At 40.9% G+C, this 15317-nt stretch carries 6 protein-coding genes; all 6 read left to right on the top strand.

Features of this window, described 5'->3' with window-relative positions; genetic code table 11:
- The first annotated feature begins 2 nt into the window (after nt 1-2).
- The 6 genes from ACRD7A_RS16265 to ACRD7A_RS16240 all read left to right on the top strand — a co-directional run bounded on the left by ACRD7A_RS16265 (nt 3) and on the right by ACRD7A_RS16240 (nt 15230).
- Entirely contained in the window at nt 3-1316 is a 1314-nt protein-coding gene (locus tag ACRD7A_RS16265) for a BNR-4 repeat-containing protein (RefSeq protein WP_430812262.1), read from the top strand.
- A 98-nt stretch (nt 1317-1414) separates the two neighbouring features.
- Nucleotides 1415-3739 carry a family 20 glycosylhydrolase gene (locus tag ACRD7A_RS16260; protein ID WP_430812261.1) on the top strand — a complete coding sequence of 775 codons (2325 nt, stop codon included), beginning with the start codon at nt 1415-1417 and terminating at the stop codon, nt 3737-3739.
- A gap of 115 nt (nt 3740-3854) precedes the next feature.
- Entirely contained in the window at nt 3855-5402 is a 1548-nt protein-coding gene (locus ACRD7A_RS16255; RefSeq protein ID WP_430812260.1) for a sulfatase family protein, read from the top strand.
- A gap of 947 nt (nt 5403-6349) precedes the next feature.
- The gene (locus tag ACRD7A_RS16250; protein WP_430812259.1) at nt 6350-9439 is read left to right on the top strand and encodes a SusC/RagA family TonB-linked outer membrane protein; all 3090 of its coding nucleotides are present in this window, start codon (nt 6350-6352) and stop codon (nt 9437-9439) included.
- A 93-nt stretch (nt 9440-9532) separates the two neighbouring features.
- Entirely contained in the window at nt 9533-11506 is a 1974-nt protein-coding gene (locus ACRD7A_RS16245; protein WP_430812258.1) for a SusD/RagB family nutrient-binding outer membrane lipoprotein, read from the top strand.
- 508 nt (nt 11507-12014) lie between these two features.
- Nucleotides 12015-15230, top strand: coding sequence for a DUF8487 domain-containing protein (locus ACRD7A_RS16240; protein ID WP_430812257.1), 3216 nt, complete (start codon nt 12015-12017; stop codon nt 15228-15230).
- Nucleotides 15231-15317 lie beyond the last annotated feature (87 nt).

Raw genomic sequence — 15317 nt, 5'->3', positions numbered from 1 at the left:
TTATGAAAAACACTATAAAATTATTAGTCAACGTACTGGTTTTGTTGCTTGCTTGCTCCAATTTGTTTTCTCAGGAATCAGCCAGCGGATATTTAACAAAAGATGGTGGATGGTGTTGGTTCTCCGATCCGCGGGCCATCTATGTTGATGGAAATATAATAACAGGTTGGGTAAAGAAGAATGGAACTATTGAGGCGGCTTCTTTTAGTGCAGCAGGTAAAGAAATAAAGACAAAAGAGTTGTTCTTCCGTCTTGAAGCAGATGACCATGATAACCCGGCTTTTGTTGAAACAGGCGATGGACGGATAGTTGCTACGTATACGCGTCATTCCACCAAAAAAGAGTTCTACTTTAATAGCACCACAAAGGGAGCCGACATTAGTAGTTTTGACGATGCCAAATTGTTTAATCCTGGGGACAAAGAAGAAATTAAGAAATTTCCACGAGAGCATGTAACTTACGCCAACCCTTGCAGGCTCGAAGCCGAGGATAATCGTATCTACTGTTTTGGGCGTTGGACCGGCTACAAGCCCAACATGATGTGGTCCGATGATAATGGTCTGGTCTGGACGAAAAGTAAAGTATTTATCACCAATTATCCGTTTGATGATTCAAACAGGCCGTATGTAAAGTATTATTCCGATGGGAAATCAAAGATACATATTGTTTTCACTGATGGTCATCCACGCAATGAGCCAACAAATTCGGTGTACTATGCCTGCTATGAAAAGGGAGCTTTTTATAGAGCCGATGGGAGTAAAATAACAGATATGGACGGCTTACCCTTTGAGCCCAAAGACGCTTCTGTAATTTATCGTTCCAATAAAAAAGAAGGACGTGCCTGGATTGCTGATATTGCCCAGGATAAGCATGGAAATCCGGTGGTATTATACACCAAAAGTCCTAAAGAAACAGACCACCGCTATTTTTACGCCAGGTTTGCTGGAAGTAAATGGATAAGCTCCGAAATCTGCAAGGCTGGTAAGTGGTTTCCTGAAACTCCTCGAAGAAAAAAAGAGCCTGAACCACATTACTTTGGAGGAATGGTTTTACATCCTGCTAATGCAAACGTGGTTTATCTTTCCAGAGAAGTCAAAGGAACTTTTGAAATCGAGAGACGGGAAACAAATGACGGAGGTAAAACCTGGGAGATTAAGGCAATCACCAAAAATTCAAAGTTGGATAATGTACGGCCATATGTACCTCGAGGGTTAAAGGAGAATGAGCAGGAGGTGGTGCTGTGGATGGAGAATCAAAAATACATTCACTACACGGACTTTGATTCGGCGATTAAATACTCCATATGGAACAACTAGTCTGGTAGCTGCTATGGCCGATGGATTAGGAAAGTTCAAGGAGGCGTCCAGTATTAGAATTTTTAATATAGTTTTTTGAGTGAAAAAAAATAAAAGAGATGAATAGGCTTTGCGTAGTATTGGTTATGTTGATTAGTTGTATAATAGGAGGTTGTAAATCACCTGTTAATGAGTATAGTGTTATACCTTATCCTTCAGAACTGGTCAGTAAACAGGGGGCGTTTCATTTATCAGAGTCAACACAGCTAAGGTTTATTGGGGGTGGTAACTGTCAATTCGTAGCACAATCGTTTGCTGACTTTATAGCGCCTGCAACAGGGTTCAAACTTAGTGTTTCTCCGGCAGTTGCTTTAGAACGTGAAGAGGGGGCTATTACCTTTATAGAAGATTCTGCATTTAATGGTGAAGAAGGAAGTTACCAGCTTACTATAACAGAAACCGAGATCCTGGTAAAATCCAACAATGCAGTAGGCTTGTTTTATGGTTTTCAGACTATGCGGCAGCTTTTACCCTCGATTATCGAGAGCCGGGAGGTCGTTGAGGTTGATAAATGGTTAATTCCGGCTGTTGAAATTAATGATGTACCACGATTTTCATACAGGGGCTTGCACCTGGATGTGGGACGCCATTTCTATCCCGTGGATTTTATCAAAAAGTTTATCGACCTGTTGGCTTTGCATAAGATGAATGTGTTTCATTGGCATCTGACAGAAGATCAGGGGTGGAGGCTTGAAATTAAAAAGTATCCCGAATTGATTAAAACGGCGGCTTATCGCAATGAGACAAAAGTTGGCCATGCCTCAGGTGGTAAGGATATCTATGACGGTAAGCGCTATGGAGGTTATTACACGCAAGAGCAGGCTCGCGAAATTGTTAAGTATGCGGCTGACCGCTTTATAACCGTAATTCCCGAGATTGAACTTCCGGGGCATGCGCAGGCCGCTTTGGCTGCCTACCCTCATCTTGGGTGTACTGGTGGCCCTTACGACGTAGCTAAAACCTGGGGCGTTTTTAAAGACGTGTATTGTGCCGGTAATGAGCAGGCATTTCGTTTCCTGGAAGATGTGCTGCTGGAAGTAATGGATATTTTTCCTTCCAAGTATATTCATATTGGTGGCGACGAATGCCCGAAAGATAGATGGAATGAATGCCCTAAGTGTAAAGCCCGTATGCGAACGGAGGGGTGCAAAGATGCCTATGCTTTACAAAGCTATTTTGTGAATAGGGTAGAGAAGTTTCTAAATGGCCACGGCCGGGATATAATTGGCTGGGATGAGATACTGGAAGGGGGCCTGGCTCCCAATGCAACAGTGATGTCGTGGCGGGGTATTGAAGGTGGTATTGAAGCCGCCCGCCAGAAGCATAAAGTAATTATGACGCCAAATACCTATTGCTACCTGGATCATTATCAGAATGATTCAGATGAGGAGCCATTAGCAATCGGGGGCTTCTTACCTTTGAGTAAGGTTTATTCCTATAATCCAATTCCGCCCGACTTAACCGAAAGCGAAGCAAAATTTATTATTGGAGTGCAGGGCAACCTATGGACAGAATATATGCCCTCGGGCGACCACGTTGAGTACATGGCCTATCCAAGAGCATGCGCGTTAGCCGAAGTGGGATGGTTGCAGAAGAGTCAGCGTAATTTTGATGATTTTGCAAGGCGACTTAATACTCATTGTAAGCGTCTGGATATTCTTGGAGTCAATTATTTTAATAAAGTTTTAATGCCGACTGCCTCAAGTCAAAAAGTCGAATTTATTACTTCAGACACATTGGATCTGATCAATAACGCAATAGGTGGGAAAATTTACTATACCCTGGATGGTTCAACCCCTAACCAATCATCCAACTTGTATGAGAATGGGATTCTTATTTCAGAGGAGGGAGTGGTGAAAGCGGTGGCAATAAACCAGACAGGAGAAGTTAGTGAAGTGCTCGAAGTTCCCGCTGTTAAGTTAGAATTTATGCAAGGTCTTTCGGCCACAAATGAAAGAGAAGAACTTACATGTAAATTTGTTGAAGGACAGTTTACCACATGTAGTGAGGTGGATAGAGCACAAGGTAGAGTCTTTGATGTAACTCAAATAGGCCTACCTGAAGAAGCCCCGGAAGATCATTTCGGAGTGGTGTTTCAAGGATATATTAATATCGAACAAACTGGTTTGTATAAGTTTAAGTTGGGTTCCGACGATGGGGCACAGTTTTTTCTGAATAATCAATTGATAATTGATAATGACGGGTGTCATGCGCCAGAATACAAGAAAAGTAACTTGGCGCTCAAAGGAGGTAAGTATCCCTTTAAGCTGATTTATTTTGAGTCTACCGGCGGGCAAGAGCTTGGTATAGAGGTTATCTTGCCTTCAGGGGATAAGGTTCGTGGATTAAAGGGTTTAGTACTCCATAGAACGATTAAGATATAGATATCCCTTTGGCGCTGCTCGTTTGGGTAGCATTGTATGAATAAATTTAGCATAGCTGCTGTGGGGATTGTCAGAGTAAAACCCTATAAAACTGGAAACTATTATGACTTTAAGGATGCGAAGAAGAGTACTGTTTTTACTTACGATTATCATTATAGGTGGGAATCATCAGGCAAGTGCTGATGGCTTCACGCATGATAACCGACCCAATGTTGTTTTAATAGTAGTCGATGATCTTGGATATGCCGATATGAGCTTTTTATCTCAGGCTCCACAAGATGTCAAAGCGATTGGTACACCAGCGATTGATTTGTTGGCAGAAAAGGGTGCCTATTTTACCAATGCCTATTCAACGGCGCCAATCTGCAGCCCTTCCAGAGCTGGTTTAATAACAGGTAGATACCAGCAACGATGGGGTAATTATTGGTACAATGAAGGTGGCTTGCCATCCAATGAACTCACCATCCCTCAAGCCTTAAAGAAACTAGGTTATAATACCAAAAAGGTAGGAAAAACTCACATGAATGGTGGTGCTGCAGAATATCCAACGGACCATGGTTTTGACGAGTTTCTAGGTTTTATGCATCATACCTGGGATTACATACGATTGAGCGAAAAAGATGTTGAAGCATATAAAGCTAAAGGAGTAGAAGAGTTTGGATGCCAGGTGATAGGGCCATTGGTTAAAAATGATAAGAGAGAAGAAGTATCTTATGAAAATGGTTTTACTACAGAGATATTTACTGATGAAGCAATTGAGTTTGTGAAGCGTGATCGGGGTGGTCAGCCATTCTATATTCAGTTATCATACAATGCAGTGCACCAGCCAACATATGTTGTTCCCGAAAAATACGCAAATCTAGTGGGGATTCCCTATACTCCTTTTGATCGCAATGCCGATAAATGGGAATTTCCATACTGGGAACCAACTGATATGAAACACCAAGAGTTTCATAACCAATGGGGGCATATGGGAAAGATATATCCATATGGGAGAAAAGCTTATTTAGCACAACTAAAAGCTTTGGATGACAATATTCGAAGGCTATACAATACGCTTGACGAAGAAGGTAAATTAGAAAATACGATTATTATCTTCATCTCAGATAATGGAGGTACGATCAATACCTATTCTGACAACACCCCTCTGCGTGGTTATAAATATATGTTTGGAGAAGGGGGGATTCGTATACCCATGATAATTAGCTGGCCCCAAAAAATACCGGCAGCTAAGTTTCATAATCTTGTATCCTCTATGGACTTATTTCCTACACTATTAGCGTTAGTAGGTGGCAGTATTCCAGAAAATCTGGATGGCAAGAGTCTCCTTCCGGTATTTAATAATGATAGCATTCAGCATCACTTGAGTTTGTGTTGGGCGAAAGGAAGTAATAAAATATGGGCCGTTAGGAAAGGCGATTGGAAATTAACCAGTAACTGTGATTGGGAACATCGCGGTTTCAAATATGAAGATGGACTATGCGTAGAGGGGCCTGATGATTATTATCCAGGAGGCACAAACCTTTTTAATTTAAAAGAAGACATAGGTGAAGTAACTAATTTGGCAGAAAAATACCCCGAAAAGGTAAAGGAGCTTACAGGTATATATAAAAACTGGAAGCGGGCAATGTCCAGACCCCAAAAAGCGAATGATAACCAATAAGCAGAGTGATTGTATTTCGTAAAGAGTAGTTATTCTGCTTCCATGGAAAGTTATAGCAGCATGATTTCATTTATTTGGGAGTTATCGCTGAATCTAATCTGTTAAAGATGTGGATGATGCGTTATGTGGCATAATTCAAGGTTGTTATAGGAAATGGCCCGAAAAACGTAACCAGGTGCAGTCAATACTTTTTAGTGAATTCAATAAGCGTTCTAGTAGCTAATGGGCGAAACATGATTCATGGATACTATCCAAAAGGTGTGGGCGCCTTATGCCTGGTATGCACAGCTACATGAATCCATTTCGTTAGTAAAATGATCAAATTATTGTCAACCATGCAGAAATTGTTTATAGGGTTGTAGAGTTCGACGGTAAAAGCCTCATAGAACCCTGTTTTTGCATAAATAGCGATTACTGGACGAAAAAACCAGTTCGTTTCTGTCTGAGGCCTTACGGAATCCTATCAATGAAGCAATGAAAAAGTATTATCAATGTAATCGTAAAAAAGAAAGCGGTTATTGGGAGTGGATCGTCGGCAATTCTTTCTTGATGAACTTATGATTGTGGCTTTATTGTCTTTTTGTATAGATATTTAAAGTGAATAGGGTTGAGTAAAGCTAAAAACGTTCTTGCGAGTTAATTGAAGTGTAATCATAAGGCTAAATGATAAAATAGTACATTATAATGACAAAAAAATACTTCGGTAGTATTATGGAACAATCTAATTTTGATGTATAAATATATTGGATGTAAAGGGCCTCTTTAAGTTGGCTTAGGTTATGGTAAAAATCGACATAGCTAAACCTTATTGAAAAGCTTCTTTTCACTCTATGTTATTTTCTCTTACATGTTTATTGCTTCTATGCAGCTTCTATGAAATTGAAGCAGGTGATAATGCAGTAAAATGAAGTTTAAATCCTTTTAGTTAACTACTAAAAACAAAGTTGATGAAAAAAATCACAAACAAACCGAATTTTTTACGGAGTCTATTGGTGAGTTTCCTGTTAATAGCCTCCAATTATTTTGTTTTAGCACAAACAAAGTCTGTATCGGGCACTATTAAGGATCAAAATGGGCTCCCTGTTCCTGGAGTTACAATTGTGGAAGTTGCAAACCCAAACAATGGAACCCTGAGTGGCATGGAGGGAAATTTTACGATTGTAGTAAGTGAAGGGGCCAAACTACAATTCTCCTTTATTGGATTTGAAAGTGTAGTAAAGGAGGTTGCGGGACTTACAACCCTAAACATAACTTTGATAGAGTCCACTGAACTATTGGATGATGTTGTGGTAACCGCTTTGGGAATCTCTCGGGAGAAAAAGGAGCTTGGTTATGCCGTTTCCGAAGTTAAAGGTGACGAATTTGACAAGTCGCAGGATGCTAACGTAATGAATGCTCTTAGTGGTAAAGTGGCCGGGATGCAAATTTCCCCCAGTGTCGGTGGTGCCGGATCTTCATCTCGTGTGATTATTCGTGGTAATTCGACCCTGGCTGGCAGTAATCAGCCGTTGTATGTTGTTGATGGTATACCAATGAACAATAACTCTGTCACTGGATCAAGTGCTGATTATGGAGATGGACTGGCTTCCATTAATCCAGATGACATAGCTTCCATGTCAGTCTTAAAAGGGCCGGCTGCAACAGCGTTATACGGTACGCGTGCTATCAATGGGGTAGTGCTTATTACCACCAAGAGTGGCGACTCTTTCCAAAAAAATATTGGTGTTGAATTTAGCTCAAAAGCTACCTTTGATCAGGCCTTAATACTTCCAGACTGGCAGGATCAGTATGGACAAGGCCAGGCAGGGAAAATCTCAACCTCTGTTGATGCCGCCAGAAGACAGCTCATGATGTGGGGAGCTAAATATGCCAATCAAACTTACGATGCAACCTATGACGGTAAAGAACGGATTTACAAGTTTCATGAAAATTACGATGAATTCTTTAAAACGGGGATGACGCTAAATAATAGTGTGGCCATTACAGGTGGTTCAGAAAATACATCTTTGCGCTTTTCCTATTCCAATTTAAGTAACGAAGGTATCATTCCAAATACCGACTATTCAAGAAACACATTCGCTTTACGCTCAACGAGTAAACTTTATGACGATAAATTAACGCTTGATGTAAAAGTGAGTTATGCAAATGAACAATCAGATAACCGAAGTGTGGGAGCTATATATGCACTTTATTATTTACCAGATAGTTATGATGTAAAAGAACTGAAGTCGTACAAAGATGATGACGGTCACCCTATTGGTTATGATTTCCAAAATAGCAATCCCTATTGGGATGCTTACGAAGCGACCAATTCAATGAATAAAGACCGCGTGTTGGGAATGGCTTCATTAAAGTATGCTTTCTCTAAGCAACTATCTTTAACAGCACGTGCAGGTGCAGATCTCAATTTTTACAAAACAGTGGTGACTCGTCCTATAGGTACGGCAGGCTCATATAGTTCAATTGGTTATGCTCGACAGGCGAATAATAAGAGCTGGGAGAATAATTTTGATGTATTGGCCTCATACAATACGAATTTTGGTGAGGATTTTAGCTTTAATGTAAATGCAGGAGGAAACAGAATGCAAGCATGGAGCGAAACAATTATCAATACCTCAGAGAATTTTTCAGATCCGAATCTGCAAAATCCATTTTCCGGCAATACCAGAAGCTCCAATCGCATCATTACCGAACGTGCTATTAACTCTTTATATGCAACTACTCAATTAGGATACCGCGATTTTATCTATGTCGATTTCTCAGCCCGTAATGACTGGTCTTCCACCTTACCAGCCGATAATAACTCGTATTTCTATCCATCGGTAAGTTCATCTTTGATCTTCACTGAATTTCTCAACCAGCCGGCATGGTTTTCATTCGGTAAACTAAGAGCTTCATGGGCCAAAGTAGGGTCTGATGCAAATCCTTATGTGTTACAACAATATTATACCATCGACCAGTTTACGCATAGTGGCACGCCTATCGGTAGTATTTCAGGCAATAATATTCCCAATCAAGACTTGAGACCTTCTATGTCGACCTCTTATGAACTGGGTTTCGATTTGAAATTTTTTAATAATAGAGTTGGACTAGATGTAACTTATTATGACCAAACTGCGGATGATCAAATTTTAAATGTCGCAATTGGTTCTTCAACAGGTTATAATGGAGCTTTAATTAATACCGGTTCTATTCGTAATTCCGGAATTGAGGTTACATCATACTTTAAACCGTTTTCAAATAATAGTTTTGCCTGGACTATTGACTTAAACTGGGCAAGGAACAGAAATGAAATCATAGATCTTTATCCAGGCCTTGACCAATTAGTTCTTGCCTCGGAACAAGGTGCCAGTATACAAGCGCGTCCTGGACAGCCCTATGGTTTAATCATTGGTAAGGCATATCAGCGAGACGAATACGGGAATAAGATTGTTACCAATTCCGGTACACCAATTATTGCAGACGAAGATGAAGTATTAGGAAATAGTGTTCCTGATTGGATGGGTGGTATTCGCAATACATTTCAGATTAAGAATGTAGCTATCTCATTTTTAATTGATGGCAGATTTGGAAACGATATTTTCTCTGCCACCGAGCAATCATCTTATGGTATGGGGAAAAATAAGAAGACACTTGTTGGGCGTGATATATATGCTGCAGGCGAGAAGTGGGTCCCAGAGGGCCTAGTTACGCATGATGCTAGTGGTGCTTTAGTTCCTTACGACGCCAATACCAATCCAGAACGGTATTATCACGATATTCGACTGATACATGAAGAAAATGTTTATGACGGTAGTTTTATTAAACTGAGAGATGCTTCTGTAAGCTGGAATTTACCGGCAAGGTGGTTTGAAAATAAGTTTATAAAAAGCCTGTCAGTTGGGGCATTCGGAAACAATTTGGTGTACCTATGGCGCAACACCGACAACATTGACCCGGAAGCAGCAGCACTTGGAAGTGGCAGTGGACAGGGACTTGAGACCTATGGCATGCCATTGACCCGTAGTTTTGGAGCTAACTTAAATCTCAAATTTTAATCACATGCAACAGGCCATGATAAGGGATTAATCACTCTGGAAAATGATTAAGGTGGAGAGTTCCCTGTGGCAGTTGAAAATAAATATAGACACATGAAATATTTATATAAAATTTCAGTCCTTTTGCTGGCAATAATAGCAATTGCCTGCACAAAAGATTTTGAAGAGATCAATTTCAACCCCAATAAAAATACAGAAATCAACGATGAGTACCAGTTCGCTTATTCGCAACTGGCTCATGTTGGTGGAAATATGTACTATGCACTGGGGTCAACCGTTTTACCATTGTCCGGATTGGGAAATCATATTTATCCAGATGGACAGGCGTTTAGAGACTTGAGTGCGTTAAATGGTTATTGGAACACACAATTCACAACCACCATTAAAAACTTGGCTGATCTTCGCAGTAAACTTCAAGTAAGCAACGAAAACAATCAAAACGATGCCAAACTCGCTCAGGTTAAGATACTCAAGGCTATTACCCTGCACCGGTTAACAGATATTTTTGGGGATATCCCCTATAAAGAAGCCGGTAAAGGCTTTGTCGATGGCGTTTTATCACCAAAATATGACAATCAAAAAGATGTATACGCCTATATCATTGCAGATTTACAAGAGGCGCGTACCCAGCTCGAATCAGGAACACCATTTACCGGAAAATCGGACCTGATGTATGCCGGTGATATTACGAAATGGCAAAAATTTGTTAACTCCTACCTAATGCGTGTGGGTATGAGAATGGTAAATGTTAATGCCGAAGAAGCTAAAAAAGTAGTTAGCGATGCCATTAGCCACAGTGCCGGAGTAATGACTAGTTTGGATGATGATGCCACCGTTTCGCATGAAGAACTGGGGGGTGCCGGTATACATATCAATCAATCGGCAGCTGTTTTTAGTGGATACCAGAGAAGATGGGAAGAGTGTTTTGTAGGGGAGCCATTTGTTAGAGAAATGCAGGATACTAAAGATGCTCGTATCTTTTGGGTAGCCTCTCAGTATGTAAAGTCCTCAACCGCCTACGATATTGAGGCATGGGAAGGACAAATTGACTACAATCCCTTTATAAAAGGAGCACATAGTGGCGAACCGTATATCCCCAATGTAAGTCTTAGAACCTGGCGACCAGACGAAAATGAGCTGGGAGACCTGCAGTACATTACTGTTGATGTTGCCGATTTAGGCGAATTGGCCAATGCCAATATTGGGATTAAATTAACCGGGTTTTCACCCAGAGAGAAACCAACTACGCCTGAAGAAGCTGAGTTTTTGCAGTATAACTGTTTCGCAGCTGTTAATCCAACAACCTTTGGTAACGTCACTAATAAAAGCATTATTATGAGTTATGATGAAGTTTGTTTTCTGCTTGCAGAGGCAGCTCATCGATGGCAAATTGGGGGTGATGTTAAAAGCAATTACGAAAATGGTATTCGCGCTTGTTTCGCCAAGTATCCAAAATACCTTGCAGGAGCAGATCATGTGGAACGGATGATTGCCAAATACAATCAAAGTGCGTCCGATAATTTGGATTATGAGGCGTCTGTAGAAGAGTATTTGCAGCACCCGGCAATTGTATGGGGAGCTAAAGATGCTATGGAACAAATTGTGCTTGAGCGTTGGAAAGCGCTGTTCCCAAATGGATTCGAAGCTTGGGCATTATGGCGGAGAACCAAGTTGCCTAAAGTTGTCGTTGAGAATTTCCCAATGGAAGAGTTTGCGACATTTACACCAGAAGGAGAGCCCATTACTCGTTTAGGCTTACCATTTTATGTTCCTGTATATTACTCCGATCCGGAAGAAGGTTTTATTCCTGGTTTCGAAGGTTTAGTGCCAGACGGATGGATACCAGGTGTTGGTTATCCGAGTAACCCCGTTGCTTATATTCCTTGGATGCAAAATGCCGGTGGAGTTACCGAAGGTTACCGTGCTGAACGTGCTGAGTATCCGCCTTCAGAGTTGGCCGCCAATGGAGGTAATGTTTTTGGTGCCATGGAAAGACAACGGGAAGCAAATCCTTCTGTAGGCCCAAGTAACCACTGGTATACTGTTAAAATGTGGTGGTCTAAATAGTGACACATAGCTTTACAAAGCGTAATTGTATTTCAAAATGAAAATAATCACCTAGAGAATATTTTGCTCTAAAAACGGCATGTTGATAATATTTTGATGGAATGGCGGGGCGCTTTTGAGCTAAGGCCATTCCATCACTATAGTCAAAAGCAATCTTCTTACTATTAATAGACAGGGCGTAGGTTCCTTTTATAGTGCTCACAATAAGATCTAACCACCTATTAATTGTTTAAGAACACCTTCTATCTTTTGCCTTTTAAAATCTTTGATGCTGCTCGTACATGCAACAAGCATAAGCATCAGACATCATGTTATAAAAAGCCCAACCCTTTATTAGTTTATTATTTACGTTAAAATTCATTTTGTGTGTTATCGTAGAGAGTGCGGTTTACACAGAATTATACTAGCAAGTGTATAAGTTGTTTTGGAGTAAAAATATATTGATTATTAGTGCCCAAGCGAAGGTTTTATGCGCTGTGTTTATAATGAATATGAAAAATGAATAAAGATGAATAGAGTTATTTTATTTGCGTTAGCGTTGTTAGCTTGTAACTCGGCCACTTTGGTTGCTCAGAATGTGATTGATCTATCTGGAACCTGGCGTTTTCAACTCGATCCTGACAACATAGGTTCTAAGGACGAATGGTTCCTAAACGATGAATTAAACGAGACCGTGCAACTCCCCGGAACGACTGATACAAATCAAAAAGGATATAAAACCAAACCTTGGCCGGCAGACTCAATCACCCGTAATTTTGTATTCCCTCGTGATTTTGGAAGCCCCGAGTGGATTTATGAATTGAATACTGCCCCAACCAGAAAATATAAATATATTGGAGCTGCCTGGTATCAGAAAGAAGTGGTGGTTCCTCGGTCTTGGCAAGGAAAGCGGGTGGAGCTTTTTTTAGAGCGAAGTCTGTTTAAAATGGTGGTTTGGGTTGATGAGCAGAAGGTGGGAGAGGATGTTTCACTTTATGCACCGCGAAGCTTTGATATCACAGATTATATAAAGCCCGGAAAGAAGCATCGTATTACCCTATGTATTGACAACACTAACCTAATTGGCGGTATGGCACATGGTTATACCTATCATACCCAAACCAACTGGAATGGAGTCGTTGGTCAAATGGAACTCCGCTCAACCGACCAGGTGCATATGACTTCAACACGTGTGTTTACAGAGATTGAAGATCAGGCTGTAAGGGTTGAAACCAAGGTCGCTAATCATATAGGAAGAACCAAAGGGTGTTTCCGACTAGTCATAAAAGATAAAGGTGGAAAGGTGGTGGCGACTAAAACAACGACACGCAATATTGAATATGGAGGTAGCCTACAAGAATTCTATTTGACGGTTGAGCAACCGGTCACTTGGTGGGATGAATATTCGCCTGAATTATATACGTTGAGCGTTGAAATGTCGGATGTGCAAAATGACTTATTCCATGAGCAGATCGACACCCATTTTGGGTTTCGTAAAATATCAACCAGTGGCACAACTGTTCTTGTTAATAACCGGCCCGTTTTTTTTCGGGGCACACTTGATTGTGCTATCTATCCTAAAACAGGATTCATGCCAATGAATCAATCAGAATGGAGGCGTATCTTATCAACCATCAAGTCTTACGGGATGAATCATGTTCGCTTTCATTCGGTTTGTCCCCCCAAGGCCGCCTTTGAGGTGGCTGATGCGCTTGGAATTTATTTACAGGCAGAGCTAATTTGGGGTCCCGAACCAACTCCCGATGAATATGTGCTTGAATATCTTTATAATGATGGATTTCGGATATTGAAGGAATATGGTAATCATCCTTCATTTGCCTTTATGGCTCTTGGGAATGAATTGTCACATGCAGATAATGTGCATAAAAACAGGGTGATTGATGCCTATAGAGGTTTTGATTCGCGCCGCTTGTATTCAACGCAGGCCGGTCATGTAAAGAAAAAGCACCGCTCAAGTGCTATTCGCTATGATAAAAATTGGGAGAATGGTGAAAGTTGCAACATACCAAGGGAACGACTAATTAAGAATAATAATTTCGACTTCTCGGCTGGAAAAAGTACCGATGAACCACCATTAATCATACATGAAAATGGGCAGTGGGTGATGTACCCTGGTTTCGCATTTATGCAGAAGTATGATGGAGTGAAGCGGCCCGATAATTTTTATCCTCTTTATGAACGTTTAGTCGAAAATGGACTGGCAGATCAGGATGAAGCAATGGCTGAAGCTTCTGGTAAGCATGGCATTTGGCATACCAAGCAGGTTTTTGAATCACTTTTTAGGACCGAAGGAGTGGCTGGGTTTCAATTTTTAGGTCTTCAGGATTTTCCGGGGCAGTCGGAAGCGATGGTTGGTATCCTTGATCCATTTTGGGATAGTAAAGGTTATATAACTACGGATAAATTCAAACAGTTCTGCAATGATGTGGTCCCGCTTTTGCGCATGGATAAGTGGGTCTATACCAATGATGAATCGTTTGAGGCAAAAGCTAGCGTGTTTAACTATGGTCAGAAAATATTAAAAGACAAAACTGTCACATGGCGTTTAATTAATGAAAATGGCGCTTTAATCAAGAATGGACAGTTTAATAAAGTGAATGCAGAGCAAGGGGCAGTAACAAATATTGGACTGATTAGGCTGGAATTGGATGTTTGCAAGCAGCCAGGGCAATATGTGTTGCAACTAGCTATAGAAGAGACGAGTTATGAAAATGAATGGGATTTTTATGTCTACCCATCTTCTGGCGAAAGACCTGTTGAGGATGGTATCTATATAACTCATCGTATTGACGCAAAGGCGCAGCAGCTGTTAAATGATGGAGGTAAGGTATTACTTCTATGGCCAACAGCTGATTATGGCAATACAGTTCAAAAGATATCATACACGCCTCAATACTGGTCTTTTAATCGGGGGGCCCTTGGGCGTGTATATCCTGGTACCGCCGGATTATTATGCAATCCCGAGCACCCCTTGTTCAAATATTTCCCCACACAGTCACATGCCGATGCCCGTTGGATGGATTTAGTGGATGGCGCCAATGCTTTTGTAATCAATGATTTTAAGGGATTAAAGCCGGTGGTGCAGATAATTGATGATTATCATCGTAATAATAAGTTAGCTGCAGTTTTCGAAGCCAGGATTGGCAAGGGGAGATTATTAGCCTGTGCATTTGATTTGGAAAGAGAGTTGGAAGAGCGCCCTGTTGCACAGCAGCTAAGAAATGCAATTGTGGAGTATATGAATAGCAAGCGTTTTTGTCCCGACCAAAAGGTTGACATGGGGGCCCTTCGGAATCTTCTGCGTGATCCGAAAACTCAGAATCGGGTGGTGGAAGGTTCCAGCCGTTGGCCCTTACATGACTATAAAGATATGCTTGATGGTGACCCGGATACGTTTTGGAGCAGTGAATGGAATGGTGAATGGAGGGCTAGTCATTCGCATTATGTAGTTATTGAATTGGGACAGGAGAGACAGTTATCTGGCTTGACCTACACGCCACGTCAGGATTCCGAAAACGGGCGAGTAGCTGATTATGAGGTCTACCTTAGTAGTGATGGGAAAAATTGGGGAAAGCCTATTGTTAAAGGGCAATTTACAAATAGTGCTGCTATTCAAAAGGTTTTCTTTAAGAAATCGCCCGATGTGCGTTTCGTTAAATTTGTTTCACTTAAAGAAGTCAATAATCGAAAATGGGCGGCCATTGGTGATTTATCATTTTTCTAATTGCATTTTTATGGAAAGAACACAGCCTAATTGTCAAAAGTTTCTAATGAGTTAAATATATCTTTTCATAGATAAAATTACACTATA

It is taken from the genome of Carboxylicivirga longa, assembly GCF_050589825.1.
Lineage (GTDB): Bacteria > Bacteroidota > Bacteroidia > Bacteroidales > Marinilabiliaceae > Carboxylicivirga > Carboxylicivirga longa.
This window is presented reverse-complemented; position numbering and strand designations above follow the sequence as displayed.

Excerpts from the sequence above, each read along its gene's own strand:
- ACRD7A_RS16260 (WP_430812261.1), top strand. The coding sequence starts at position 1,415 with ATGAATAGGCTTTGCGTAGTATTGGTTATGTTGATTAGTTGTATAATA.
- ACRD7A_RS16250 (WP_430812259.1), top strand. The coding sequence starts at position 6,350 with ATGAAAAAAATCACAAACAAACCGAATTTTTTACGGAGTCTATTGGTG.
- ACRD7A_RS16240 (WP_430812257.1), top strand. The coding sequence starts at position 12,015 with ATGAATAGAGTTATTTTATTTGCGTTAGCGTTGTTAGCTTGTAACTCG.
- ACRD7A_RS16245 (WP_430812258.1), top strand. The coding sequence starts at position 9,533 with ATGAAATATTTATATAAAATTTCAGTCCTTTTGCTGGCAATAATAGCA.
- ACRD7A_RS16255 (WP_430812260.1), top strand. The coding sequence starts at position 3,855 with ATGCGAAGAAGAGTACTGTTTTTACTTACGATTATCATTATAGGTGGG.
- ACRD7A_RS16265 (WP_430812262.1), top strand. The coding sequence starts at position 3 with ATGAAAAACACTATAAAATTATTAGTCAACGTACTGGTTTTGTTGCTT.